We start from the raw sequence: 24,909 nt of genomic DNA on the forward strand, positions 1-24,909 counted from the left end.
AGGCCAAGTAAAATCTCAGGAGGCAGCGGCGAAGGACGCCTGCATGTCGGCGATCAGATCGTCGATATGCTCCAGCCCGGCGTGGAACCGAACCATCGGCCCGCTGCGTGTGGTGTTGGGGAATTTGCGCCCCGCCTCGGGGTTGGAGGGCATCGCCAGACTCTCGAATCCGCCCCAGGAACTGCCGATCGAGAACAGCACCAGACGGTCCACAAAGCCGTCGGCGTCGAACCCGTCGACAAAGAACACGCTGAACAGGCCGTTGCAGCCCGTCGCATCGCGCTTCCAGATCTCGCCACCGGCATGGCCGGGCAGACCCGGATGGACCACCGATTGCACCTCGGGGCGTGCCGCCAGCCATTGCGCCAGCGCCAGACCGTTCTGCTCGTGCCGCTCCAGCCGAAGCCCCAGCGTGCGGATGCCGCGCAGGCAGTTATACGCCTCATCAGGGCCCAGCGTCTGGCCGGTCAGATGGGTGTGCTTGCGCAACGGACCGGCGGCAGCACCCTTTACGGCAACCGCGCCCATCATCACATCGGCATGACCGCCCAGATATTTCGTGCCCGCCACCACCGACACATCACAGCCCAGATCCAGCGGCCGATAGAGCCAGCCGGACCCATAGGTATTGTCGGCAATCACCACCAGATCGCGCGCATGGGCATCCCGGCACAGGGCGGGCAGGTCCATCACTTCATAGGTTTGCGAGGCGGGGGATTCCACCATCACCGCCTTGGTGTTGGGCTTGGCATAGGCGCTCAGATCGGTGGTGTCCCACGGGAAATAATCAATCGTCACCCCGGCGCGCCGCAGCACGGATTCGCAATAGCTGCGGGTTGCCGGAAAGATCGTATCCACCACCAACAGGTGATCTCCGGCCCCGACAAATGGCGCAAGCGCCCCCGCCACCGCCGCGACGCCGCTGGGAAACAGGAAACAGGCCTCGGCCCCTTCCAGATCGCAGATCGCCGCCGACAGGGCATGCGCCGTCGTCGTGCCGCGCCGCCCGTAGGACAGCACCGCGTCATCCGTCTCGCGCCGTTGCTTGGTGCCCTTGTAGGACGCAACCGTGTCGTGAAGGATGGTCGAGGCGCGCATGACGGGCGGGTTGGCCGGGCCGGGGGTGGCCGTGCGCCCGTAATGCATCAGTTTGGTTTCGCGTTTCATCGGATGCGTCTCCATGACGGAAGCGGGTCAGGCCGCTTTTTTCGGAAGGAAGTTCATGATGACCGGCACGATCCACAACAGGGCCGATACCAGGATCATGCCAGCGCTGATCGGGTGCGAAACCGGGTCAAGGAACACCCACCAGCTGCCGCGCGAAATGATCAACGAGTTGTTCAGCGAGGATTCCAGCTGTGGCCCCAGCACCAGACCCAGAATGAACGGCCCCAGCGGGATATTGGTCAGCCGCATGGCAAACGCCGCCAGACCGGCCACTAGCGCCACCCACATGTTGAACGTGTTCGCGCCATCCGAGTAAGCACCCATGAAGCACAGCAGGGCGATCACGCCGACCAGAACCTCTTTCGGGATCGAAAAGATCGGCTTCGAGACGGTCCGGATCACCGCAAAGGCAACCGGCCACATCAGGATATTGGCGGCCAGGAACGCGACGATGATCATCCAGGCGATGTTGCCATGCTGCGAGAACAGCAACGGACCGGGCACCATGCCGTGCAGCGCCAGCGCGCCGATGAACAGCGCCGAGGTCGAGTTCCCGGGGATGCCCAGCGACAGCAGCGGCACCATCGAGCTGGCGGTGACGGCGTTGTTGGCGGATTCCGGGCCCGCGATGCCCTCAGGTGCGCCTTCGCCCCAGGCCGGTTCGCCCGGTTTGCCCTCGTACAGGCGGCGGAACCGGCGGGCGGCGTTGTCATAGGCGAGGAAAATCGCCATCAGCATCCCGGCGCCCGGCAGCATGCCGATCACGTTGCCGATCACCGAGCCACTGACCCAGACCGGCAGCAGGCGACGCATCAGCGCGCGCGGCATCCGCAATGAGCCGATCTCGGGCAGTTTTGTCTGTGGCACGTTGTGTTTGCGGTCGCGGAAGATATCGACCATCAGGTCCAGCAGCGCCGCGACCCCGAACAGGCCGACCAGCAAGGGCACAAAGGGCAGGCCCTCGATCACGTTGACGCTGCCAAAAGTGTAGCGCGGAAAACCGGACACCGGGCTGAAGCCGATGGTGGCGACGGCAAGACCGATGATCGCCGCAACAGCCCCCTTGATGACGTTGCCGCGCAGCAGACCCACCACACTCGACAGGCCGAGAATGGCGAGCGCGAAGTTTTCGACATAGCCAAACCGCAGCGCCACCTGCGCGAGCGACGGCGCGAAGAACAGCAGCACGATGGAGCTGGCAATACCGCCCACCACCGACGAGGTGATGGCAATCGACAGCGCGCGCCCGGCCATGCCCTTGCGGGCCATGGCGTTGCCATCCACTGCGGTCAGCAGCGATGACGCCGTGCCCGGCACCTTGATCACGATGGCCGGGATCGCGCCACCGGTCGCGGCGGCGCAATAGACGCCGACCATCAACGCCAGCGCTTGCTCGGCTGGCATGGCAAAGGAAAACGGGATGAAAACGGCAAAGGCGATGTTGTCATTGATGCCGGGGATCGAACCGACGATCATTCCGGCGAACAGGCCAAGCACCAACATGAACAGGACCATCGGTGTGGCCAGTGTTTCAAATCCGAGCAGGATCAAATCCATAGCGATATCTCACAAAATCCAGGGCATGAGGGTTGCAGGCAGGCGCACACCCAACCCGACGATGAAGGCGAGATAGCTGACCGCGGTAATCGTCGCGGCGATCAGGATGATCTTGCGATACCCGCTCACGCCGCACAGCAGCAGGAAAACCAGTTGCATCACGAAGGTGGGCAGCAAATATCCCAGCCCCGAGGTCAGGGCGATGATCCAGGCCGCAAGGGTCAGCGTGGCAAAAAGCGCCGCTTGGCCCGAGATTTTGAAGGGCACGGTTTCCAGTCGTTGACGCGCGCCCTTGGCGACAAGCAGTGCGCCCAGCACGATCAGCGACACCGACAGAGCGATCGGATAGGTGCGCGACAGGGCATCAAAGCCGCTGGCAAGCCACGCGCCATATCCGCCTATCGCCATCAAAGACACGCCGACCCAGACATCGCTATGGGGTCGAAACGTTGGATTGCCGGAACCTTCAGACATCAGACTCTCTCCACAACGATCTGAGTGAAAGGGGAAAGCCTGCCCGGCAGTGATACCGGGCAGGCTGGGGGGTTACTGACCGAGGCCAGCTTCTTCGATGATGGCCGCTGACCGCACCGCATCTTCGGCGATCAGAGCCTGGAACGCGGCCGCATCCCGGAATGTCGGGATAAAGCCCGCCGCTGTCATCCGCTCGATATACGCAGGGTTCTCATAGATCTCGCGCATCAGATCGGACAGGAAGGTGACGATCTCGTCAGGGGTGCCAGCGGGCACGGCCCAGCCGCGGAAGGTGGCGAACAGCGGGATGTCAATGCCGACTTCCTGGAAGGTCGGAACGTCGGGGAAGTTCGGGTCGCGCTCTTCCTGGGCAATCGCCAGCAAGCGCACGCCGCCGGCCTGAGCCTGTGCCATCGCTTCGCCCATGGGCCAAAGCGCCGCGTCAGCGTGACCACCGACAACCGCCTGAACCTGCGCGCCAAAGCCGCTGGTCGGGATGTAGTTGAAGGTCACATCCGTCACGCGCTCGATGGCGAGGCCGGACATGTGGTGCGACGTGCCGATCCCGGCGACAACGATGTTGAGCGGCTCGGTAGCGGCCGCTTCCATGAATTCTTGCGCCGTTTGAAAGGGCGAACCAGCCGGCACCGCGATCACTTCGGGATCGAGGTTGTAAAGCGCGACAGGGCGGAAATCATCAATCGTATAGGTCGCGCCCTTCATCAACGGGTTGGTCACGACAGAACTGGTCATCGCCAGGATCGTGTATCCATCGGGTGCCGCCAGCGAAACCGAGGTCTGACCGACGATACCGCCGCCGCCGCCGCGGTTGACCACAACCATGTCGCCACCCTCAAGAATGGCGTTTGCCGCTTCCGCAAGGATCCGCGAGGTGGTGTCGACAGATCCACCGGGCTCGAACGGAACGACCAGATCGATATCGCGCACGGGATACCCGTCCGCAAAAGCAGGCATCACCAGCCCGCTCAGTCCAAGTGCTGCAATAAGTGCCAGGTTCTTCATGTTCTACTCCCATATGCAAAAACCGATTGGCCGAACTTAAAGCTTGCCAACTCATTTGTAACTTCGATAATTTCTCAGAATACATAAGAGATGCTGATGTGAACGGAGGTGCCCTTGAAGCCGAATTCTCAACTCTCGCTCTCGCTGTCGCTCTTGAACACCTTGATTGCGATTGACGAGGAAGGAAGCTTTGGTGCTGCGGCGCAGAAGATCGGCCGCACGCAGCCCGCGGTAACGCAACAGATGAAAAATCTTGAGCAAATCCTTGGCCTTCCGCTTTTTGTAACCAAGGGGCGGCGGCGCGAATTGACCGAAGCGGGCAAGACATTGCTGCACCACAGCCATGAGATCGTCTCGCTCTGCCATCAGGCCGTGTCGGCCTCGGGGCGCAGCCACAACACCGGCGTGATCAGGCTTGGCGCACCGATGGAGATCGCGCATGATCTGTTGCCGGACATCCTCAAGTCGTTTTCCCAAAGGTGGCCACGGGTGCGAATCGCTCTGGCCGTCGAACGCAGCGGCGTTCTGATGAAGATGCTTGACGACGGATTGCTGGACCTGACGCTCAGCACATGGCGTTCGGGCAGCCGCGATGGCGAGCGGGCGAAACTGATGAGCGTGCATTGGATTGCGGCGAAAACCTGGGAATACGACCCGAACGAGCCGTTGCCGCTGGTGCTGACCGATGCGCCCAGCATGTTTCGGCGCATCGCCCTGACCGCGCTGGATCTGAATGGCTGGACCTATTACGAGAAATTCACCTCACGGACTCCGTCCGGGGTTCGCTTCGGCATCGAGGCCGGTTTGGGTATAACCGCGCGAACCATAAGCGCGTTCCGATCAGACATTGCCATTCTGGACTCGCATTTCGGGCTGCCATCCTTGCCGCAGGTCTCGTACTACCTGCATCGCGCGTTCAACAAGACCAGCCCGGAATTGGATGATCTCTATGAGACAATCATCGCCAAAGGCTCGTGTGCCGTCGGGTCAGAAACCTAGCCCGGCTTGGCGCGCCTTTGTGCAAGACGCCACTATAACGTGTTTCCCGTCTCCGGGGCGCATGCCGCGACCAGTTCGTGCATCGGCGCCAATGCGCCTCGTTGTCCAACCACGACACGGGCTGCGGCCTGTCCGGCGTGGATGGCATCCACAAGGCCGCACCCGCCAAGGCGAGCCGCGAGAAAGGCGCCGTTGAAGCTGTCACCGGCGCCGGTGGTGTCAACCGCGCGCACGGGCGCTGCAACGGTGCAACTGCCCTGCGAGTCCGCGTTGGCGTAAAGCGTGGGGTTCGTGCCGTTTTTCACCACGACCTCGGGGATACCCAGAGCGCGATATCGGGCCAAGGTCGCGGCGGGATCCGCGTCGCCAAAGGCCATTGCCTCGTCGTCGAAGGTGGGCAGGACGATGTCGGAGACGGCCGCCGCCCTGTTGATCGCGTGGCGCATTGCGGCGGCATCGGACCACAAGCGCGGCCGGATATTCGGATCGAACGCCACCGTGAACGGGCGCGATCCGCGGGTGCCAAGAGCGTCCAGAAGGGTCGCGCGGTCGGCATCGGGCAGGATGGCCAGCGTGATCCCGCTAAGATAAACGAGCGACGCATCGCCGATCCCGTGCAACAGCCCGCCCCGGTCCGACGCCAGCCCCCGCGCCGCGGATTGCCCGCGCCAATAGGTGAACGACCGTTCCCCCTGATCGTCGGTTTCAATGGTGTAAAGCCCGATGGTCTTGTCACCGTCAATCTGGATCAGATCGGTGCCAAGACCGGCTTGTTTCAAGAAGTCCACAAACGCCCCTGAAAACGGGTCGCCGCCGATCCGGGTCAGGTAGGCCACCGGCACGTCCTGCGCCGCGCTCAATGCGCGCAGGGCCCAGGCGACATTCAGGGTGTCCCCGGCAAATCCTTGACGCCATGTCCCGTCTGGAAACCGAGAGAATTCGGCCATAGCCTCGCCGATCGCAACAAAAGAGCGCATGGTTACTGTATCCGAGCGGTCACGCCGCGTTTGTAAGGGGGCGAAATCACGTCCTCAAGATCGGTCAGGATCATCAACGTGCGCGAAACATTGCCAAGATGACGCCACATGGCCGCGCGCGCGCTATCGGGGTCGCGGGCTTCGATCGCGGCAAGGATTTCATAGTGGTCTGCCGACCACGCCCGCCGGTAGCCATCATCAAAGATTCGGGTGTGCAGGCGACTCCAGAGTTGCGAATTCTGGCGCAGCGACCAGAGCTGCTCCATCGCGGCGACAAGCGCCTGATTTTGTGTCGCTTCCGCAAGGATATGGTGAAACCGCGCGTCGCCTTCGTAAGACCCGCGCCGCTCGGCGATGTCTCGCTCTTCCTGCTCCAGCGCCGCCCGCATCTGCTGGATCTGGTCATCGGTGACGCTCAGGGCAGCGGCGGCGGCAATGGAGCTTTCCAGAACCTGCCGCGCGCGCAGCAACTCGAACGGGCTCAGATCGTCCGGCAGCACCACGCGCGGCGACGGCGCGGCGTCGCACACATAGATCCCCGAAGCATGGCGCACTTCCAGCAAGCCTTCGACCTCCAGCACGATGATGGCCTCGCGCACGGTGGCGCGCGGCACGCCGAGTTCGTCGGCAAGGGCCCGTTCTGCGGGCAATCGCTCGCCATAGGCCCAACGCTTGTCGATCAGCATGTCGCGCAGCGTGTCTGCGACGGAAAGATACTTCCGGTTACTCATGGGTTTCCTGTGTTCATCAACTCCGCGTAGAAATCTTGCATGATGCCAAACGCGACTTTCTTGGTCGCCTTATCTTGCGCGATAAGCCCCTTGCGGTTCCAGCCCTTTTGCCAGGTATTTTGCCGGCGTTCGGCCCGGAAATCATAAAGCACCCAAGGCGAGATGCCTTTGATGTAGTCCAGTTTGCGCAGGATCTCGATCTGCTTGCGATACACATCGCCCATGAACGCTTCGGAAAAACGCCCGGTTTCGGGGCCGCCCATCGACGGGATCACCGCATCGGCGCCCATCTCGGTGATGATCACCGGGCGATCCGGGTGCGAGTTCTTGCCAATCGCGACCAGATCTTCGTAGTTGGGAAAATACCACCCGAAGTACTCGTTGATCCCGATCACGTCGATCACCGAGGCCATGCGATCCGCGATTTTCAGCTGATGAAGGTCCACCAGACAGGCCGCCGAGATCAGGCGCGTCGGGTCCATCGCCCGGGCCGAGGCCGCGAGGCTGGACATGAAGTCAAAGCGCGGGTCGCTGTCGGGGTTTTCGTTGCCGACCGACCAGATCACCACCGACGCGCGGTTGCGATCCCGACGCACCACCTCGTGCAACTGGTTGGTCGCATCGGCCAGCGTGGCGGGGTTGGTGAAATCAATTGCCCAGTAGACGGGCAGTTCCTCCCACAACATCAGGCCCTGCTCGTCAGCCATGCGCGCGGCATCTTCGTGATGCGGATAATGGGCCAGCCGCAGGAAATTGCAGTTCATTTCCTTGGCATGGGCAAAGCGGCGCGCAAGGTCGGCCTTGCTGGAGACTTTGCCGACATGCTCGTCGTCCTCGTGCACCGCGACGCCGCGCATGAAAATTGGTTGACCGTTGAGCAGGATATCGGTGCCTTCACGGCGGATTTCGCGGAAACCGACGCGGTCGGAAACGCGGTCGTCGCCATAGCTCAGGGCAACGTCATACAGCTTGGGGCTATCGGGCGACCACAGCGCAGGGCTGGCGTCGATCTCGAGGGCGCCGCGCCCCTTGGACAGGGGGATGGTGCTGGCAATGCCAAGCTCCGGCACGGTGAACTGCGCCTCGTGCAAGGCACCGTCGCATTCGACCTCGACGCGGATTCTGCCAAAGTCACTGCCGGGCACCAGATGCACAAACATATCACGCACGATATCTTGCGGCGTCGCGAAAATCTCCACCTCGCGATAGAGGCCGCCATAGTTGAACCAATCGGTGTGCCGCATCGGCACGCGGTCCAGTGTGCGCAAGTTGTCCACGCACAGGAACAGATAGTTCTCTCCGTCGCGCAGGTGCTCGGTCAGTTCCACGAAAAAGGGGGTCGAGGCTCCTTGGTGGCGGCCCAGATATGTGCCGTTCACGAACACCTTGCATTCATAGGCGGCCGCGCCGATGCGCAGAAAGTGCCGCGCGCCGGTGGAAAGATCCGCGCGGTTGATGGTGCGGACATACCACGCGGCCCCTTCGAACAGGTAGTGGCGTTCATCGACGGTTTGCCAGGTGGACGGAACCGGTGTGGTCTCGGAATTGAACGGGTCCCAGTCGTAGGGAAACACGCGGTCTTTTGGGTCAATGGGTTGCATTTCGAACCAGCGCGACCGCAGGCCGTTGAAGTGAAGATCGGTCGTGAAGGCCCAATCTCCGTTGAGGGAATGCGCGGGGCGACCGCCCGTGAACAACCAGCCGTCATGGCCAATGATCTTGGACCGGAACGGGGCGTCATAATCCTCGTTGTGAAGGATCTCGTGGCCGTCCCCGATGGGGTCATGTTCTTTGGCGGTCATCGCGCGCACTCCTGTTTTCAGTACAGATTAATCGGCAAGAGCCTGAATCTGGCGGATCAGCTCGGCGGCCTGACCGCCTTGAGCAATGGCCTCGTCGATCATCGGGGCCACAGCGGCCTGGAACGGGGCCTTGTCGACATCAACGATCGTGCCGCCCATGTCTTCGGTGAAAATCCGCGACTGCACGTCTTCGTCCTCGACCTGCATCACGAAGGACAGCGCCAGCGTCTCGCTTGCGGCGGTGCGCAAAGCGGCCCGGTTTTCTTCGCTCAGGCCTTCCCAGGTATCGGCGGAAATCGCGTAAACTGCGGGAATGCACGAATGTTCGTTGCGCATGTAGTATCGCGCCACTTCGCCGTGGCGAATGGCGGTCAGGGCGACGACGTTGTTTTCGGCACCGTCAACGACACCCTGCTGCAGGGCCGAGTAAAGCTCGGGGAAGGCGATCGGCGTCGGCTGTGCGCCCATCAACTCGATCATGCGAATTGCCGAGGGGCTTGGCTGCACGCGGATGCGCAGACCGGCGAGGTCCGCCAGCGACGCGGCAGGTTCGACGGTGTAGAACGAGCGGCAACCCTCGTAGATCAGGCCAAGGCCGACCATGCCGGGAGCACCCTCGGACGCCAATACGGCGTCGCCCACCTCGCCCTGCAAGACGCGCGACATGTGCTCGACCGAGCTGAAGATATAGGGGAGGTTGAAGATCGAATAGATCGGGTCGAAGGCTTCCATCTCGGCAGCGTTGGTTTTCGCAATGTCCAGTGCGCCTTGGGCGACCAGTTCCATCGTTTCGCGCTGGGCGCCAAGCTGGCCGCCGTGGAACACACGAATGCGCAGGTCGCCGTCGGTCAATTCGTTCACACGCTCGGCAAACGAGTTGAACAGGCGGCCGGTGACGGTTTCTTCCGGCAGGGTATGGCTCAGGCGCAGGGTTTCAGCAGCGGCGGGAATGGTCGCCAGCGCCACGGCAACGGCGGCTCCGGTGATTGAGCGCGAAAAATTCATGGGGTCTCTCCTCCTTGATATACGACCGCGATTCGACCGAGTCGGATGAAGCGGCTCACCGATTCAGTAAGGATCTGGCGCAAACTGGTCAACCAAAATTTAAGAATTGGCGCTAAAACCCGCCTAAAATCGGGGCTTTCGCAAAAATCTTTGGATTTCTGTCATTTTGATTGACCAAAACGGCCCAACCGGTTAACCAAATGCATCTGGGTGGAGGCTCATTATGGAAAGAATCGCGAAACTGTCGGATGCCGTGCTGCGTGCGGCGCTTGTAATCTGTGTGAGTGTGCTGGTGATTTGTGTTACTTGGCAGGTGTCGTCGCGCTACCTGCTGAATGCGCCAAGTACTGTCACCGAAGAGATCGCCCGCTTCACCTTGATGTGGTTCGCCCTTCTGGCGGCGGCCTATGTTCTGGGCGGGCGTCGCCACCTCGCCATTGACCTGTTTGCGAGTCTCGAAGTCGGGCCGGTCAAGCGTGCGATTTCGGTGCTTCTGACCGTCCTGATTATCGTGTTCGCGTTGGCTTTTCTGGCTGGCGGCTGGTTTCTGGCCAGTGAAACGCTGGCATCAGGCCAGGTGACGCCGACGCTGCGATTGAAGATGGGCTATATTTATCTGGCGGTGCCGATCGCGTCGATCCTCATGCTGATCTATTGCGGCGACATCCTGCGGACCGCGCTGGGCCCCGACGCGCGCGGCCCCAACGACCCCCTTGTAACTGATCACACCGACGACCTCGTTAAGGGTAATTGAGCCATGGATATTCTACCCCTCGTCATCTTGTTCGCCAGCTTCTTTGTCCTGATGGCCATTGGTCTGCCGATCAGCTTCGCCATGGGTCTCGCGACGATTGCGACCCTGATCACCATGTTCTCGCTCGAGCAGGCGTTGTTCATTTTCGCGCAAAAGGTGGTTGTGGGCTATGACAGCTTCACCCTGCTGGCGCTGCCGTTCTTCATTCTGGCGGGCAACATCATGTCCACGGGCGGGATCGCCCGGCGCTTGATCAATCTGGCCAAAATGGCCGGTCGGCCGTTTCCCGGCTCTTTGGCGCACACGAATATCCTGGCCAACATGCTGTTCGGGTCGGTTTCTGGCTCGGCAGTGGCCTCGGCGGCGGCCGTCGGGGGCGTCATGGCACCAGAGATGCGGCGCGCGGGCTACGACATGCGATTCGGTGCGGCCGTTAACGTGGTTTCGTGCACCACGGGGCTTTTGATCCCGCCATCCGGCACCTTCATCATCTACTCGCTGATTTCGGGCGGAACCTCGGTCGCGGCGCTGTTTCTGGCGGGCTACATTCCGGGCATCCTTTTGGGCCTCACGCTGATGGTCGTCGCCGGGTTCATCGCGTCGCGCGCCGGTTTGCGCGGCGAGGGGCTGCCGTCCCTGCGCGAGTTCGGCTTTGCCTTCGCCGATGCCCTTTTGCCCCTCGGGTTGGTGGTGATCATCATGGGCGGCATCATTTCCGGCATCGTCACGGCCACCGAGGCGGCTGGCATCGGCGTGATCTATGCCCTGTTTCTTGCGCTGGTCGTCTATCGTGAGATGAAGGTCGCCGACCTTGGCAAGGTCATTCTGGAGACGTCGATCACGACCGGTATCGTCATGCTTCTGGTCGGTATCAGTTCGGCGATGAGCTGGACCATGACCTTTGCTGATATGCCGTGGATGATCCAGCAAGCACTTGAAACCGTTTCCGAAAACCCGCTGATGGTGCTGCTGTTCATCAACCTGTCGTTGCTGCTGATCGGGACCTTCATGGACCTGACGCCCGCTCTGTTGATCTTTACGCCGATCTTCTTGCCGGTTGCGCAGGAAATGGGGATGGACCCGGTGCATTTCGGGGTGATGATGACCATGAACCTGTGCATCGGCATCTGCACGCCGCCGGTTGGCACCGCGCTGTTCGTGGGGGCCTCGATCGCCGGGGTGCCGGTCTGGAGCATTCTGCGGCCGATTCTCCCGTTTTACGGTGCCTTTGTGGTGGTTCTGGCCGTCGTGACGCTGATTCCCGAGCTGTCTCTCTACCTGCCGCGCACCATCCTTGGTTACGGAGGATAAGAACCATGTCCTTGCTTCATCCCGACCGTCTGTTTCCGGCGGAGCCCGGCACGCGCGCTGTTGCCCGCGCCCTGTTCGACACCGTCAAATCCTTGCCCATCGTCTCACCGCACGGCCATACGGACCCGCGTTGGTGGGGCGAGAACCCGGCCTTTGCCGATGCGTCCGAGCTGTTCGTGATCCCCGATCACTACGTCGTGCGCATGTTGGTCAGCCAGGGTGTGCCCTTCGAGGCCTTGGGCATCGGTGCCGGGGCCGAGCCTGACCGCCGGAAAATCTGGCGCACATTTGCCGCGCATTACCACCTGTTTCAGGGCACGCCGTCGCGGCTCTGGGTTGATCACGCCTTATCCGAGACCTTCGGGATCGGGGCGCGGTTGTCGCCGGATACCTGCGACGAGACCTTCGACGCGATCAACGCGCAACTGACGCAGCCGCACACCCGGCCGCGCGCGCTGTATGATCGCTTCGGCATCGAGGTGATCGCCACCACCGACAGCGCGCTTGATGATCTTGGCTGGCACAAGATGGCGCGCGAGAGTGATTGGACCGGGCGCGTGGTGCCCACCTATCGCCCCGACGCGGTGACCGACCCCGAGTTCGAGGGGTTTGTCCGCAACCTCGATCAGTTTGGCAACCTGACCGGCTGCGACACGGGCACCTGGGCCGGCTATCTTGAGGCCCATCGCGCGCGGCGCGCGTTTTTCATCGCCCATGGCGCGACGGCCACCGATCATGGCCACCCCACCGCACGCACCGCCGATCTTGGCGCGGCCGAGGCGAAGGCGCTGTTTGACCGCGTCCGCGCGGGCAAGGCCTCTGCCGAGGACGCCGAGCAGTTCCGGGCGCAAATGCTCACCGAATTCGCGCGCATGTCCTGCGAGGATGGCCTGGTCATGCAGTTGCACGCCGGTTCCTTGCGCAACCACAACCATGGCGTTTTCCACGCCTACGGTCGCGACAAGGGGTTCGACATTCCCCGCCGGACGGGTTTCGTCGAGGAACTGCGCCCCTTGCTGAATGCGGTCGGCATGGACCCGCGCCTGACGCTCTTGCTGTTCACGCTGGACGAAGCGACCTATGCCCGCGAATTGGCACCGCTGGCCGGGGTTTATCCGTCGCTGAAGCTGGGGCCGCCGTGGTGGTTCCACGACAGTTTCGAGGGGATGCGCCGGTTCCGCGAAATGGCGACCGAAACCGCCGGATTCTATAACACTGCGGGCTTCAACGACGATACCCGCGCGCTGTGTTCGATCCCGGCGCGGCATGATGTGGCCCGCCGCAGCGATTGCGCGTTTCTTGCCGAGTTGGTGACAAGCCACCGCCTGGACGAAAGCGAAGCTTTCGCGCTGGCGCCGATGCTGGCGACCGGCTTGGCAAAACAGACCTACAAGCTTGGAGAGGCAGGCAAATGAAGCAGACATGGCGTTGGTTCGGCCCGGACGACAAGGTAACATTGGCGGATGTGCGCCAAGCCGGTGCGTCGGGCATTGTGACGGCCCTCTATGACGTAACCCCCGGCGCGGTCTGGTCGCGCGCCGCCATTGCCGAGCGCAAGGCGCTGATCGAGGCCGGTGGCCTGACCTGGGACGTGGTCGAGAGCCTGCCGATCAGCGAAGCCATCCGCACCGGCGCGCCCGAGGCAAAGGCCCATATCGCCAACTGGATCACCTCGCTGGAGAACCTCGCCGCCGAGGGGCTCGAGGTGATCTGTTACAACTTCATGCCGGTTCTCGACTGGACGCGCACCGATCTGGCCGCGCCGATGGCGTCGGGCGCGCGGGCGCTGCGCTTTGATCTGGTCGATTTCGCGGTGTTTGACGCCCATATCCTTTGCCGACCCAATGCGACCTCTGATTACACCAACACGGTGCTTTCTGCCGCCGCCGAGCGCGCCGCCGGGTTGAGTGATGCAGACCGCGAGCATCTGACGGCCACCATTCTGGCGGGTCTGCCCGGCGCGGTGGAGCATTGGACCCTCGACAGTTTTCGGCAGCGCCTCGAGACCTATGCCGACATTGACGATGCCACCTTGCGCGACCATCTGGCGGGCTTTCTGCGCACCGTGGTGCCCCATGCGGAACGGCTCGACATGCGCCTGTGCTGTCACCCGGATGATCCACCATGGCCGCTCTTTGGCCTGCCGCGCATCATGTCGACCGAGGCGGATTACACCTGGCTGGTGAATGTCGTCCCAAGCCCTGCGAACGGGATCACCCTGTGCGTTGGCAGCCTTGGCACGCGCGGCGACAACGATCTGCCCGGCATGATGGAGCGTCTGGGCGACAAGGTGCATTTCCTGCATCTGCGCAACGTGCGCCGCGAGGACGAGACCATTCCGGGGTCGTTCCATGAAGACGAACACCTCGCCGGGTCCACTGACATGATCGCGGTCATCAAGGCCGCCTTGGCCGAGGAGCGTCGCCGCCGGCAAGCGGGCCGCGCCGATGCCTCGATCCCGATGCGCCCCGATCACGGGCAGGAAATCCTTGACGACCGCAACCGCAAGGCAGCACCCGGCTATTCCGCCATCGGTCGCCTGAAAGGTCTGGCAGAGCTGCGCGGCGCCATGATGGCCCTGGAGCACGGCGCATGACCCCCTCGCCATTGCCCGCCGACCTGCGCAGCGGGATCCTGCATCTGGGTCTCGGGGCGTTCCACCGCGCCCATCAGGCGGCCTTCACGCAAGACGCCATTGCGGCGGCAGGCGGCGATTGGGGCATCGAGGCGGTCTCCATGCGCAACCCGGCGCTTGCCGAGGTGCTGAATGCCCGCGGCGGGCGCTATACGCTGATCGAACGCCACCCCGACGGCCCCCGCCTGCAAGAGATAACGGTGATCCGGCGCGCACATGCGTTGCCGGTGAACACGGATGCCGTCGCGGCGCGCATGGCCGATCCGTCGATCCATGTGGTGACCATCACGGTCACGGAAAAAGGCTATGGCGCGCATATCGGTGCCAAGCGGCTGGACCGCGAGAATCCTTGCGTCGTGCAGGATCTGGCAAACCCGGGTGCGGCCCCGCAAAGCCTTGTGGGGCTGTTGTGCCTTGGCCTGTCCAAGCGCCGCGCCGCAGGGCTTGCCGGGCTGTCGATCCTGTCATGCGACAACATCTCGGACAACGGTCATCTGCTGCGCGCCCTGGTGCTGGAGTTGGCCGGGGAAACCGACCCTGACCTGCGCGACTGGATCGCGCGCACCTGCACCTTCCCGTGCTCGATGGTGGACCGCATCACCCCCGCCGCGCAGGCCGAAACGCTGGCCTTGGCGAACGGCGACCCGGCCGCGATCGAGACCGAGCCGTTCCGGCAATGGGTGATCGAAGACGCCTTTGCCGGGCCGCGTCCGGCGTGGGAAAAGGCAGGCGCGCTGCTGGTCGCGGATGTCCGGCCGTTCGAGGATATGAAACTGCGGCTCTTGAATGGCGCGCATTCGCTGCTGGCCTATTCGGGTGCCTTGCTTGGCCTGGACATGGTGCGCGACGTCATGGCCGATGCGCGATTGGCGGCGGTGATCCGTTGGCACATGGCCAGCGCCGCCCACAGCCTTGCGCCGGTGCCGGGTTTCGAGATCGACGGCTATATCGACGACCTTTTGGCGCGTTTTGCCAACCCGGCGATTGCCCATCGTTGCAAGCAGATCGCTATGGACGGCAGCCAGAAGTTGCCGCAACGCCTCTTTGCCCCGGCATTGGATCTCATCGCGAAAGGCCAGTCGTTCGAGAGCTGCGCGCTTGCGACGGCGGTCTGGCTGCGGTTCGTGCAGGGAACCGACGCGCAGGGGCAGCCACTGGCCCTGGATGATCCATTGGCCGAGGGCCTGCGCCGCGCGGTGGCCGACGCCAAGGGCGATCCGTCCCGTTTGGTGTCCAATGTCGGCGCGATCCTTGGCCCGGTCGCCGCCGCCCTTTGGGCGAATGCGGCATGGCAGGCGGCGGTAACGGGCTATCTGCGCACCCTGGCGCAAGACGGCGTGGCCGCGGTGCTGCACGCTGCCGTGGACACCGCGAACCGACCGTGAGCCATGCCCGCAGACCCTGATTACGCGCTCCAGCAGGATCGGAGCGCCTGAAAATAATCGGGGTCTGTGGTTGCCTCACGGCGAAGGACATGCGCGAGATTCGAGCCGGCAGTATGGCGCGCCCAAGCCCCGGTTGCGGCGTCGGCTGGAACGCCGTCGCGCGCAAAAGACACCCAGATCTCTTGCACCAGTTTCGTGACCTGCGCCTCGTCTTCGGCACCGATGCAGAAACCGCAGGCATCGCAGGTCCCGAAAATGAACGGCCCTTCCGACCCATGGGTCGGGCGGAACGGCGGATCGCTGCGCTGCCAGTCGAATTGATAGAGCCATGTGGCACGCCCCGCGCGGGCGCGGTGATCGGCCAGCGCCAGACTTGGCCAGCGAAACATCATATCGCCGGTCGCCTGCGTTTCCGCCTCGGCACGGGGCTTGAAGCGCGCCTTGTACTGCGCGGCCATGGCATCGCCGCGCGCCCCAAAGCGTTGCACCAGACGGTCCAGCGTCGCCGCACTCTTGTAGGTGTGTTCAAAGAAATCCCCCTCGAACGTCGTGGTTCCGATCAGCAGAGCAACTTCCAGCGCCTTTGCAGGATCGGCGACAGCGGCGGCCGAGATCGTGTCGTCATCCAGAACCGGGCGCCAGAAGATCGGACCCTCGCCCAACGGTTTGGCGAGGCGTGCGCTGGTCTGGGTGATGGTCTGCCAATCCAGAGCGCCGATGGCCTCGGGCGTTGGGGCAACACCAAGGGCATCCAGCAAAAGCCGGCTGCGCTCGGTCGCGGCTTCGGGCGTCATGAAGCCGCTGCCGCCCCCCTCTGCCGCATCCGGGCCAAAGACACCGGCCTGACAGATGCCGCGCTGAAACAGGCCACGCGCCGCGGGCATCATTGCCAGCGTGGCGATCTTGATGCCACCACCCGATTCCCCGAACAACGTGACCCGGTCCGGGTCCCCGCCGAAAGCAGTTGCATTCTCGGCAATCCAATACAGCAGATGAACCAAATCCATCAGGCCAAGGTTGGCGGTTTTCACCGCGCCATCCGTCAGTGCATCGAGATACAGATATCCCGGCGCGCCAAGTCTGTGCGCCGCCGACATCACCACGACATCGCCGTTTCGCGCCAGCGCTGATCCATCGGTGCGCTTGGATGACGGGCTGCCAAGCTCGAACCCGCCGCCGTGGATATAGACCATGATCGGACGTTTGGCTTGCGGATCGAGGGACGGGGTCCACAGGTTCAACGTCAGCCCCGCCTCGCTGACGGGAACGGTGTCGCGGGGGCCGTTCAGATAGGCGTGATAGGCGACGCCCTTTTCGTCATAGGTGGGCGGGTTTTGCGGCACTGGCGCGGCGTTGGTCATGGCCGGGCGCACGCCCTCCCAACGTTCGGGCCAAGTGGCGGGCCGGATGCGGTTCGCGCCGTCAATCCGCCCGGAAAACGGGATGCCGCGAAACCGCAGGACGCCGCCGCTGCGGTCGCCCGAAACCCGGCCCGAGGTGGTTGTTGCGATTGGCGTATCGGTCATGGCAGGGCCTCCTGGCGGGTTGGGGCATGAAGGTGACAGGCGCAGATGCTGCCGGGGCGCGATTGCCTGAGGTCCGGGATCACCGTGGCACAGGGGGCAAAGGCATCCTTGCAACGATGCTGGTAGACGCAACCCTTCGGGTTGGGCGCAAGCGTGCCGCCACCCGGTTCAGGCTCCAGCGCGGGCATGGCGACACCGGGCGCCGGCATCGCGGCCAGCAGGCGGCGCGTGTAGGGATGTTGCGGGTTGGCGTAGATCGTTTCGGTCTCGCCCGCTTCCAGCACCGTGCCGCGATAGAGCACCATCAAGCGGCTGGCCACATGGCGCACCACCGCAAGGTCATGGCTGATGAACAAGAAGGCCACACCCGTTTCGCGCCGGATTTTGGCAAGCAGGTTCAGGATCTGCGCCTGAATGGACAGATCGAGCGCGCTCACCGGTTCGTCGCAGACAATCAGGCGCGGTTTCAGGGTCAGGGCGCGTGCAATCGCGATCCGTTGACGCTGCCCGCCGGAAAAGGCGCGCGGATAGCGCTGCGCGGCCTCCAGCGGCAGGCCGACCTGCGCCAGAACTTCCTTGATGCGCTGCACGGCCTCGGCCTTGGTCTTGCCGTGCACCAACAAGGGTTCCGCCAGCGTCTGACCGATGGTGCGCGCGGGGTTCAGCGACCCGTTCGGGTCCTGGAACACGACCTGAATCTCCGAGGTCAATTTGCGTCGTTCGCGCGCGCTCAGCGCTGCCAGATCACGCCCGTCAAACAGGATGCGGCCGGTGTAATGCGGCTCCAGCCCCAAGATGGCGCGGCCAATGGTGGACTTGCCGGATCCACTCTCGCCCACGACGCCAAAGGCTTCGCCCGCGCCGATTTCCAGATTGACGGTGTTGACCGCCACGAACCCCTGACCGGCGCGGCTGCCATAGACCACGCGGAGGTTTTCGATTTTCAGCAGCGGGGCGTTCGTCATGTCGTTGTCTCCGCAATGAGGACACAGCGCGCGTGGTGGTGCGCCCCGCAGGGCCGCAGGGCAACAGGGCCGATCTTGCAAGCCTCGTGCACTTGGGCGCAGCGGGCGGCAAACCGGCAATGCCGGGGCCATTCGGACGGGGGCGGGACCGTGCCCGCAATCGCGGGAATAGGCTGGCCCGGCTCGGTCAGATGCGGGTTCGAGGCCAGCAGGCCTTGGGCATAGGGATGGCGTGGATGGGCGATCAGATCTGCGGTCGGGGCGGCCTCGACGATCTGGCCTGCATACATCACAACCGCGCGGTCACAGATGGCACTGACCACGGACCAGTCATGCGTGATCAGCAATAGCGCCAGCCCGGTGTCCTGTTGCAGGTCTTTCAACAGCCGCACGATCTCGGCCTGAACCGTCACATCAAGTGCGGTTGTCGGCTCATCCGCGACGATCAGCCTTGGCCGCCCTGACAGCGCCAGGGCGATGCACACACGCTGCGCCATACCACCTGAAAGCTGGCCGGGATAGCGCGACAGGACCTCTTCGGCGTTGCGGATCTGAACCTTCTTGAGCAGATCCAACGCACGACCCCTGCGCGCCGCACGCGACAAATCGGGCTCATGGACGCCAATCAGTTCGGTCAGTTGGCTGCCAACGGAAAACAGTGGGTCCAGCGCGACCATCGGTTCCTGACTGATAAAGGCAATGCTGTTGCCACGCAGCCCGGCGCGCTCTGAGGCGCTGACCTGGGACAGATCGCGGCCTTCATACCAGATGCTCCCGTCCATTTGCCGCAAGTTGGCGGGCAACAAGCCAAGCAGGCCCAAACCCGTCAAGCTCTTGCCGCAGCCGGATTCACCGACGAGGCCCACGCATTCCCCCGGGCGGATGGAAAACGAGACGTCATCGACCAGGCGCATCCAGCCCGCCTCGGCGGTGGGCGAGGGGCTGCCGATGGTCATGTTCCGCACGTCGATCAAGACCTCTGTCACGGGCGCTGCGGAGGCAGTCTTTGGCGCTGGCAACGGGGCGTTCGATTTGTGATCTGCCGACACGCCGCCCCATGCCTCGGCCGAATGATCGCGCAGGGCATCCCCAAGCAGCACGAAGGCCAGAACCGTGACCACCAGAACCGAGCCGGTGGACATCAGCATATGAAAGCTCTCGGACATGACCGACGCGGCCTCGGCCACCATACTGCCCCAGGTCGGATCGGGCGGGCGCACGCCCAGGCCGATGAAGTTCAGACCCGTCGTCGCCAAAAGCGCCGTCGCGGCAAGAATGGACAGGTTGACGGCCACCGGCCCCATGATACGCGGCAGGACATGGCGCAGGGCGATTTGCAGGTCGGTCAGGCCGGACACCCGCGCGGCGGTGACATAGGTCTCGTTGCGCACGCCAAGGGTCGCGGCGCGGACCACGCGCATCAGGCCCGGCGCGGCCAGCACGCCCAGTGCCACCATCGCGGCGTTCATGTTTTGCTGAAAGACCGCCAGAACGGTCAGGAACACCATGATGCCGGGCACGGCCTGCACAAGATCCGAGATGCGGCCGATCACGGCATCCAATTGCCCGCCGCGCAGACCCGCGATCAACCCCGAGGGGATGCCGACGAATGCCGCGACCACCGAGGCGATGCCCACAAAGCCCAACAAGGCAATGCCGGAATAGAGCAGGCGGCTGAGGATATCGCGTCCCAAGGCATCGGTGCCAAGCAGATGCAGCCGGGAGGGGGGCTCCAGTGCCGCAAGGAAATCGGCTTCATTCGGTGGAAAGGGGGCCAGCACGGGGGCCAAGATCGACGCGCCGAAAATGAGGATGAGCACGATCAGCGATACGGCCGCCAAGGGTCGTCGGGCGAGACTGCGCAGCAACGCAAGTCCGGGAATTTTGCGTGGGGTCGAGGTAAGGTCGCGCATGGTCATGGGCTTAACGTCCGGTGCGAACGCGCGGATTGACCACGCTGTAAAGGATATCGAGGGTCAGATTGACGACAATCACGATGATCGTGAAATAGAGCGTCACGCCCTGGATCAGCGGGATGTCGTTGGTTGCGGTGGCGTTGACCGCAAGTCCGCCAAGGCCGGGGAGGCCGAACACCTGCTCGACAATCACCGATGAGCCCACGGCGGCCACAAAGATCTGCCCTGAAACGGCCAGCACCGGCAGCGACGCATTGCGCAATGCGTGACGGTAAATGACTCGGCGTTCCGGCAGGCCATTGGCGCGCAGGTTGCGCACGAAATCCATCGACAGCGCATCCATCATCCCGTCGCGGGTTTGTTTGGCAATGGACGTGACGGCCCAGAATGCCAGCGTCATGACCGGCAAGGTCATGGACCAGAGCCAGCCGCCAACCCCATCGCGCGGCGCGCTGTAGCCATTGGCGGGCAGCCATCCCAGCCACACCGCAAAGATCGCCGCCAGGACGATACCCAGAAAATAGTTGGGAATCGCCAACCCCAGAATCGAGACGACATCCGTCACCGCCCGCACGCTCCGGCCAGAGGTGGCCGAGACGATGCCGACCAGCACGCCGACCACAAGCGACACAACGGTCATCAACCCGACCAGGGACAGCGTGACGCCAAGGCGTGCCGAAAGCGCGGTGACCACGGGTTCGCCGTTCACCAACGACTGGCCAAGATCGCCCTGCACCGCCGCGCCAAGCCAGCGGAGGTATTGTTCGACCACTGGATCATCCAGGCGCAGTTCTTCGCGGATCTGCTGGACCTGCTCGGCCGGGGCATCCAACCCGGCGATGTAATTGGCAACATCGCCGGGAAGGAAGGACTGCAAGACGAACACAAGGCCCGTCACCAGCAGCAACAGCGGGACCGACATTGCAAGCCGCTCCAAAATGATACGTTTCATCTCTCGGTCCCGAGGTTGAAGGAAGGTCAGGCTTCTGGGAACATCCACACCGGATGCGGATCAAGGCCCGCGGCCATATGAACCCCGCCCAGACCCGGACGCGCATAGACAAAACGATCAAAGGTCGCATAGGGGATGCGCCACGCCAGCTCCAGGTGACGTGTCAGCAACTGCACATACAGCGTTTGCTGGCGGTCCGGGTCCGGTTCGGCCGAGACCTCTGCAAACAGCCGCTCAAGCTCTGCGTCGTGCACGTTCAGCGGGTTGCCCCACCCGAAATGAGTCTGATCCACCATGTTCCACGCGCCAGAATTGCCAAAGTGGAACTGCATCGCCGGGAAGGTGAAGGCCGTGGTGGCGAACTCGTTGAACGAGCTTGGTATGGTCAGATCGACTGTAACGCCGATGCGCGACCATTCGGCAGCAATGGCTTGCGCGCCTTGATCCTGATTTGGCTGAAGGTTCGAACAAATCATCGGCATCGTGAAGCCGTCGGGATATCCGGCCTCGGCCAGCAATTCACGCGCGCGATCCAGATCATAGGGGTAGTAGTTGGTGTTTTCTTCGCTCCAGCCGTCGCCGCCGGGAACGGTCAATTGCTGGTTGCCCTGGCCGGTTTCGCCAAACAAGGCCCGTGCCAGCGCATCGCGGCGGATCGACATGCTCAGCGCTTGGCGAACGCGGATATCCGACAGCGGTGCAAAGTTTTGACCGTTGCGATCCAGAAACTGCACCTCGGCAAAGCCATCGGGCGCGGAATAGACGTCAAGACCGGCCTCGGCGGCGGCGACCGCGGTGCGCGGCGAGCCCATCGCATAGTCGATCTGGCCGGCCCGCAAGGCCGACAACATGGCGTTGGCGTCCGGGATGACCTGAATGACGACCTTCTCCCAGTTCTGGGCGCCGGGATTCCAATAGGTCGGGTTGCGGACATAGGTATAGGTCTGGCCGGTGATGGTTTGGCCCGGGTCCAGCATGTATTGCCCGGCCCCGGCGGTGCTGGTGCCCAACGGCTCGGGGTTTTCCAAGGCCAGCGGGCTGATGATCGCGCCCATCATGGCGCGCTGCATGAAATAGTAGGGCAGGATCGGGTTGGAGCGCGCCAGGTTGATCCGCAGGCTCAAGGGGCCGGTCACGTCGACCGATTCAAAATACTCGAGCCGTTTGGCCATCGGGCCCCCGGCGACACCATAGTATTCCCAAAACGCCTTGACGCCCTCGGCGGTCAGCGCGCCGCCATCGCTGAACCGCACGCCGTCGCGCAGGGTCAGCTCGAAGACCTTGTTTTCATTGTCGGTATAGCCAAATTCCGTCGCAAGCCCGGGGCCATAGCTGCCGTCCGGCATTTTCGTGACAAGCGATTCGTAGGCCATTTCGTAAAACAGCGCGATGGGGTCACCGTTGCCCGCCCGCGCCGGATCCAATGTGGCCACGGCGCTGTTGGACCCGATCCGCAGCGTTCCGGGCTCTTGGCGTGCGATGTCTGCCAGCGCCGAGCCGGGAAGAAACAGCCCCCCTGCGATCCCTGCTGCGCCGCCCAAAGTTGTCTTGATAAACGACCGTCTATGCATTTCACCCTCTCCCAGGTTGGTCTGTTAACAGTAGTGCCTTGCCGAAAGGTATAATTTGCTTTTTTGAGTGTTGTCCTGTGCTATCCTGAGGGGAAACCCTCAGTTGCGGGAAATGGGCAGGGTAAGGCGATCCCCATGAGCAAGAAGGCGACACTTCGGGACGTGGCGGAACGCGCGGGCGTCGGGCTGGCCACGGTTGACCGGGTCCTGAACGAGCGCGGCGAGACATCCGCAGCCACGACCGCCAAGGTCATCGAGGCGGCGAAAGCCGTCGGTCTGCGTCGTGTGTTGCCCGAGCCGCATCGCGCCATTCGGCGACTTCGGTTTATCGTGCCGCCGCCAAACAGCCCGTTTCGCCAAAGACTGAATGACTCATTGCGCGCGTTGCGGCAGCGTGGCGGGTCCTCGGTCCTGGTGTCCTTGTCTCATGCCGACCCGATGGACGCGCAAGCCATCGCCGCCGAACTGGCAAAGAATACCGATGACGCCGTGGCCTTTTGCCGGTGGGGGCAGGGGGATGCCGTGATGCAAGCGGCGGTGTCCGGGCTGCGTGCAAAACGGCAGGCGGCCTATAGTTTGCTCAACGCGCCAGAGGGCCTATCCTGTGACGGCTTTTTCGGGATGGACAATCAGGCCGCCGGGCGAACCGTGGCGGCCTTGGCGAAGGGCAGGTTGCAAGAGTATCGCGATGTCATGGTTCTCTCGCCGATGCGGGATACGCCCCTGCAGGACGGAACCGACCCAAACGCCCGCCAGCACGGGTTTGCCGAGGCGATGGCCCGTTATCTTCCCGGCAGTCGGATCGTCGCCGTCGACGGAACGCGCAATGATCCAGAACGGGTGTTCGCGCTGGCATCGCAAGCCTTTGCGGCGAACCCGAACATTGGAATGGTTTACAATCTTGGCTCCGGCAATCCGGGGCTGCGCGCGGTGTTGATGGCGCAACGTGAACGTCGTCCGGTTTTTGCCGTGGCGCATGAATTGTCCGAGACCACGGAACAGATGTTGCGCGAAAGGCTTCTGGATTTCGTGATCAATCAACAGGTCGAAGCGACGCTTGCGCGCGCGGTCGAGGTCATGTTGACCGGGTCAAACGGCGTACCTCAACCCGGCAATGGCCTACATTACATCCCCTTCGCGGTGCATTGCATCGAGAACTTGCCGTCACGACTGTAACGCGGCGTCAGGACATCAGGCGGCCCGCCGCGCCGAGGTGCAGCGGGTCACGCGGGTCACGCGGCGCGATTTGCGGCCCGAAGTTGCGCCAGCAACGCGTGTAGCCCGGCGTTCAGCGGTGTCACGGGCTGCCAGCCGACCTGCGCCATCGCCAATCGTGGATCGCCGACAAAGGACGCCACGTCGAAGTTTCGCGGTTCGGCAAGGACAACCTCGCTGGGGCTCTGCGCGATCTGGATCACCCTGCGCGCCAGGTCGATCAACGGTGTTGCCTGCCCGGTGGTCAGATGCATCGGTGCCAGGGATTGACCCTCTGACAGGCGGGTGGCGACGTTGGCGATACAGGCGGCGACATCCGTGACATGGGTGATGTCCAGGCTGTTGGTCTCACCGTCGATGCGCAGCGGCTGCCCGCGCAACGCGGCCTGACAAAAGGCCGGAACGACCCGGTCCGCGTGATCCAGCGCCGAGCCATACACTGTTGAAAACCGCAGGATCGCCGCCCGAACCCCAGCCTCGCGCGCGCGGGTGACCTCGTGTTCGGCCTGCACCTTTGAGCGGGCATAGTGGTTCATGGGCCGCAAGGGCGCGCTCTCGGTGACCGGAAGGGTCGGACTCTGACCATAAACCTCGCGGCTGCTGCCAAAGATCACCCAAGGCGGCAGGTCACTTTGACGCACGCACGCCAACACAGTGCGCGTGCCGATCACGTTTGTCGCATGACAGGCCGCCGGATCACGCTCGCCCCAGATCACACGCGACACGCCAGCCAGATGGATCACACCGGTGCACCCGTCCAGCGCAGCGCCAAGAGCCGAGGGCACCCGGATATCCCCATAGCCGCCGCCTTGATCGGCAATGTCGAACCGGCGCACCACATGGCCGCGCCGTTCAAGATCCGCGCAAACCGCAGTCCCGATCAGCCCGCTCGATCCCGTTACCAGAATGGTTTCGCGCATCATTCCGTGCCCTCCGGGCCGCCT

General features: G+C 63.3%; 21 protein-coding genes. 7 read left to right on the plus strand and 14 right to left on the minus strand.

The features are described 5' to 3' along the window. Positions 1-15 precede the first annotated feature (15 nt). From metC to VDQ28_RS08405, 4 genes are all read right to left on the minus strand, one after another. A complete protein-coding gene (metC, locus tag VDQ28_RS08390) occupies positions 16-1,167 on the minus strand; it encodes a cystathionine beta-lyase (protein ID WP_323035509.1) in 1,152 nt (383 codons plus the stop codon). A gap of 27 nt (positions 1,168-1,194) precedes the next feature. Continuing rightward, positions 1,195-2,724, minus strand: a complete 1,530-nt coding sequence (locus VDQ28_RS08395; RefSeq protein WP_323035510.1) for a tripartite tricarboxylate transporter permease — start codon at positions 2,722-2,724, stop codon at positions 1,195-1,197. 9 nt (positions 2,725-2,733) lie between these two features. Continuing rightward, on the minus strand, positions 2,734-3,198 hold the full coding sequence (locus tag VDQ28_RS08400) for a tripartite tricarboxylate transporter TctB family protein (RefSeq protein ID WP_323035511.1): 465 nt from the start codon (positions 3,196-3,198) through the stop codon (positions 2,734-2,736). Between the two features lie 72 nt (positions 3,199-3,270). Continuing rightward, positions 3,271-4,221: a tripartite tricarboxylate transporter substrate binding protein gene (locus tag VDQ28_RS08405; protein ID WP_323035512.1), complete on the minus strand. Its 951-nt coding sequence runs from the start codon at positions 4,219-4,221 to the stop codon at positions 3,271-3,273. A 114-nt stretch (positions 4,222-4,335) separates the two neighbouring features. Here VDQ28_RS08405 and VDQ28_RS08410 point away from each other — a divergent pair, with 114 nt between their 5' ends. Beyond that, the gene (locus tag VDQ28_RS08410; RefSeq protein ID WP_323035513.1) at positions 4,336-5,220 is read left to right on the plus strand and encodes a LysR family transcriptional regulator; all 885 of its coding nucleotides are present in this window, start codon (positions 4,336-4,338) and stop codon (positions 5,218-5,220) included. Positions 5,221-5,252: 32 nt separating this feature from the next. Here VDQ28_RS08410 and VDQ28_RS08415 read toward each other — a convergent pair whose 3' ends face one another. The 4 genes from VDQ28_RS08415 to VDQ28_RS08430 are packed head-to-tail and all read right to left on the minus strand — an operon-like array spanning position 5,253 to position 9,735. After that, entirely contained in the window at positions 5,253-6,197 is a 945-nt protein-coding gene (locus VDQ28_RS08415) for a sugar kinase (protein ID WP_323035514.1), read from the minus strand. Between the two features lie 2 nt (positions 6,198-6,199). Then, complete coding sequence (locus tag VDQ28_RS08420; protein ID WP_323035515.1) at positions 6,200-6,928, minus strand: FCD domain-containing protein; 729 nt, start codon at positions 6,926-6,928, stop codon at positions 6,200-6,202. Further along, entirely contained in the window at positions 6,925-8,730 is a 1,806-nt protein-coding gene (locus tag VDQ28_RS08425) for a glycoside hydrolase family 2 protein (protein ID WP_323035516.1), read from the minus strand. The genes VDQ28_RS08420 and VDQ28_RS08425 overlap by 4 nt, the downstream gene beginning before the upstream one ends. A gap of 27 nt (positions 8,731-8,757) precedes the next feature. Next, positions 8,758-9,735 (minus strand): TRAP transporter substrate-binding protein, encoded by a 978-nt coding sequence (locus VDQ28_RS08430; protein WP_323035517.1) that lies wholly within the window; start codon positions 9,733-9,735, stop codon positions 8,758-8,760. A 223-nt stretch (positions 9,736-9,958) separates the two neighbouring features. Between VDQ28_RS08430 and VDQ28_RS08435 the strand changes: the two genes are divergently transcribed. From VDQ28_RS08435 to VDQ28_RS08455, 5 genes are read left to right on the plus strand one after another with little or no spacing between them, the layout of a single operon-like run. After that, a complete protein-coding gene (locus VDQ28_RS08435) occupies positions 9,959-10,489 on the plus strand; it encodes a TRAP transporter small permease (protein ID WP_323035518.1) in 531 nt (176 codons plus the stop codon). Positions 10,490-10,492: 3 nt separating this feature from the next. Next, positions 10,493-11,800 carry a TRAP transporter large permease gene (locus VDQ28_RS08440; protein ID WP_323035519.1) on the plus strand — a complete coding sequence of 436 codons (1,308 nt, stop codon included), beginning with the start codon at positions 10,493-10,495 and terminating at the stop codon, positions 11,798-11,800. A gap of 5 nt (positions 11,801-11,805) precedes the next feature. Continuing rightward, entirely contained in the window at positions 11,806-13,215 is a 1,410-nt protein-coding gene (gene uxaC, locus VDQ28_RS08445; RefSeq protein ID WP_323035520.1) for a glucuronate isomerase, read from the plus strand. Next, positions 13,212-14,396, plus strand: a complete 1,185-nt coding sequence (gene uxuA / locus VDQ28_RS08450) for a mannonate dehydratase (protein ID WP_323035521.1) — start codon at positions 13,212-13,214, stop codon at positions 14,394-14,396. The genes uxaC and uxuA overlap by 4 nt, the downstream gene beginning before the upstream one ends. After that, the gene (locus tag VDQ28_RS08455) at positions 14,393-15,820 is read left to right on the plus strand and encodes a mannitol dehydrogenase family protein (RefSeq protein ID WP_323035522.1); all 1,428 of its coding nucleotides are present in this window, start codon (positions 14,393-14,395) and stop codon (positions 15,818-15,820) included. The genes uxuA and VDQ28_RS08455 overlap by 4 nt, the downstream gene beginning before the upstream one ends. Positions 15,821-15,840: 20 nt before the next feature. Here VDQ28_RS08455 and VDQ28_RS08460 read toward each other — a convergent pair whose 3' ends face one another. The 5 genes from VDQ28_RS08460 to VDQ28_RS08480 are packed head-to-tail and all read right to left on the minus strand — an operon-like array spanning position 15,841 to position 22,750. Beyond that, positions 15,841-17,346, minus strand: coding sequence for a carboxylesterase/lipase family protein (locus tag VDQ28_RS08460; protein WP_323035523.1), 1,506 nt, complete (start codon positions 17,344-17,346; stop codon positions 15,841-15,843). Then, positions 17,343-18,311: an ABC transporter ATP-binding protein gene (locus VDQ28_RS08465; protein WP_323035524.1), complete on the minus strand. Its 969-nt coding sequence runs from the start codon at positions 18,309-18,311 to the stop codon at positions 17,343-17,345. Before VDQ28_RS08465 ends, VDQ28_RS08460 begins: the two co-directional genes overlap by 4 nt. Beyond that, on the minus strand, positions 18,308-20,230 hold the full coding sequence (locus VDQ28_RS08470) for a dipeptide/oligopeptide/nickel ABC transporter permease/ATP-binding protein (protein ID WP_323035525.1): 1,923 nt from the start codon (positions 20,228-20,230) through the stop codon (positions 18,308-18,310). Before VDQ28_RS08470 ends, VDQ28_RS08465 begins: the two co-directional genes overlap by 4 nt. A gap of 4 nt (positions 20,231-20,234) precedes the next feature. Next, the gene (locus VDQ28_RS08475; RefSeq protein WP_323035526.1) at positions 20,235-21,179 is read right to left on the minus strand and encodes an ABC transporter permease; all 945 of its coding nucleotides are present in this window, start codon (positions 21,177-21,179) and stop codon (positions 20,235-20,237) included. Positions 21,180-21,205: 26 nt separating this feature from the next. After that, a complete protein-coding gene (locus VDQ28_RS08480; RefSeq protein ID WP_323035527.1) occupies positions 21,206-22,750 on the minus strand; it encodes an ABC transporter substrate-binding protein in 1,545 nt (514 codons plus the stop codon). Between the two features lie 135 nt (positions 22,751-22,885). On the opposite strand from VDQ28_RS08480, the gene VDQ28_RS08485 reads away from it, so the two are divergent. Then, positions 22,886-23,926 carry a LacI family DNA-binding transcriptional regulator gene (locus VDQ28_RS08485; protein ID WP_323035528.1) on the plus strand — a complete coding sequence of 347 codons (1,041 nt, stop codon included), beginning with the start codon at positions 22,886-22,888 and terminating at the stop codon, positions 23,924-23,926. Between the two features lie 56 nt (positions 23,927-23,982). Here the strand turns inward: VDQ28_RS08485 and VDQ28_RS08490 are convergent, their stop codons facing one another. Then, positions 23,983-24,888: an NAD-dependent epimerase/dehydratase family protein gene (locus tag VDQ28_RS08490; protein WP_323035529.1), complete on the minus strand. Its 906-nt coding sequence runs from the start codon at positions 24,886-24,888 to the stop codon at positions 23,983-23,985. Positions 24,889-24,909 lie beyond the last annotated feature (21 nt).

It is taken from the genome of Pararhodobacter sp. (genome assembly GCF_034676545.1).
Lineage (GTDB): Bacteria > Pseudomonadota > Alphaproteobacteria > Rhodobacterales > Rhodobacteraceae > Pararhodobacter.

Excerpts from the sequence above, each read along its gene's own strand:
- VDQ28_RS08490 (WP_323035529.1), bottom strand. The coding sequence starts at position 24,888 with ATGATGCGCGAAACCATTCTGGTAACGGGATCGAGCGGGCTGATCGGG.
- VDQ28_RS08440 (WP_323035519.1), top strand. The coding sequence starts at position 10,493 with ATGGATATTCTACCCCTCGTCATCTTGTTCGCCAGCTTCTTTGTCCTG.
- VDQ28_RS08405 (WP_323035512.1), bottom strand. The coding sequence starts at position 4,221 with ATGAAGAACCTGGCACTTATTGCAGCACTTGGACTGAGCGGGCTGGTG.
- VDQ28_RS08395 (WP_323035510.1), bottom strand. The coding sequence starts at position 2,724 with ATGGATTTGATCCTGCTCGGATTTGAAACACTGGCCACACCGATGGTC.
- VDQ28_RS08485 (WP_323035528.1), top strand. The coding sequence starts at position 22,886 with ATGAGCAAGAAGGCGACACTTCGGGACGTGGCGGAACGCGCGGGCGTC.
- VDQ28_RS08465 (WP_323035524.1), bottom strand. The coding sequence starts at position 18,311 with ATGACGAACGCCCCGCTGCTGAAAATCGAAAACCTCCGCGTGGTCTAT.
- VDQ28_RS08400 (WP_323035511.1), bottom strand. The coding sequence starts at position 3,198 with ATGTCTGAAGGTTCCGGCAATCCAACGTTTCGACCCCATAGCGATGTC.
- VDQ28_RS08420 (WP_323035515.1), bottom strand. The coding sequence starts at position 6,928 with ATGAGTAACCGGAAGTATCTTTCCGTCGCAGACACGCTGCGCGACATG.
- VDQ28_RS08460 (WP_323035523.1), bottom strand. The coding sequence starts at position 17,346 with ATGACCGATACGCCAATCGCAACAACCACCTCGGGCCGGGTTTCGGGC.
- VDQ28_RS08475 (WP_323035526.1), bottom strand. The coding sequence starts at position 21,179 with ATGAAACGTATCATTTTGGAGCGGCTTGCAATGTCGGTCCCGCTGTTG.
- VDQ28_RS08435 (WP_323035518.1), top strand. The coding sequence starts at position 9,959 with ATGGAAAGAATCGCGAAACTGTCGGATGCCGTGCTGCGTGCGGCGCTT.
- metC (WP_323035509.1), bottom strand. The coding sequence starts at position 1,167 with ATGAAACGCGAAACCAAACTGATGCATTACGGGCGCACGGCCACCCCC.
- VDQ28_RS08425 (WP_323035516.1), bottom strand. The coding sequence starts at position 8,730 with ATGACCGCCAAAGAACATGACCCCATCGGGGACGGCCACGAGATCCTT.
- VDQ28_RS08470 (WP_323035525.1), bottom strand. The coding sequence starts at position 20,230 with ATGACCATGCGCGACCTTACCTCGACCCCACGCAAAATTCCCGGACTT.
- VDQ28_RS08415 (WP_323035514.1), bottom strand. The coding sequence starts at position 6,197 with ATGCGCTCTTTTGTTGCGATCGGCGAGGCTATGGCCGAATTCTCTCGG.
- VDQ28_RS08480 (WP_323035527.1), bottom strand. The coding sequence starts at position 22,750 with ATGCATAGACGGTCGTTTATCAAGACAACTTTGGGCGGCGCAGCAGGG.
- uxuA (WP_323035521.1), top strand. The coding sequence starts at position 13,212 with ATGAAGCAGACATGGCGTTGGTTCGGCCCGGACGACAAGGTAACATTG.
- VDQ28_RS08455 (WP_323035522.1), top strand. The coding sequence starts at position 14,393 with ATGACCCCCTCGCCATTGCCCGCCGACCTGCGCAGCGGGATCCTGCAT.
- uxaC (WP_323035520.1), top strand. The coding sequence starts at position 11,806 with ATGTCCTTGCTTCATCCCGACCGTCTGTTTCCGGCGGAGCCCGGCACG.
- VDQ28_RS08430 (WP_323035517.1), bottom strand. The coding sequence starts at position 9,735 with ATGAATTTTTCGCGCTCAATCACCGGAGCCGCCGTTGCCGTGGCGCTG.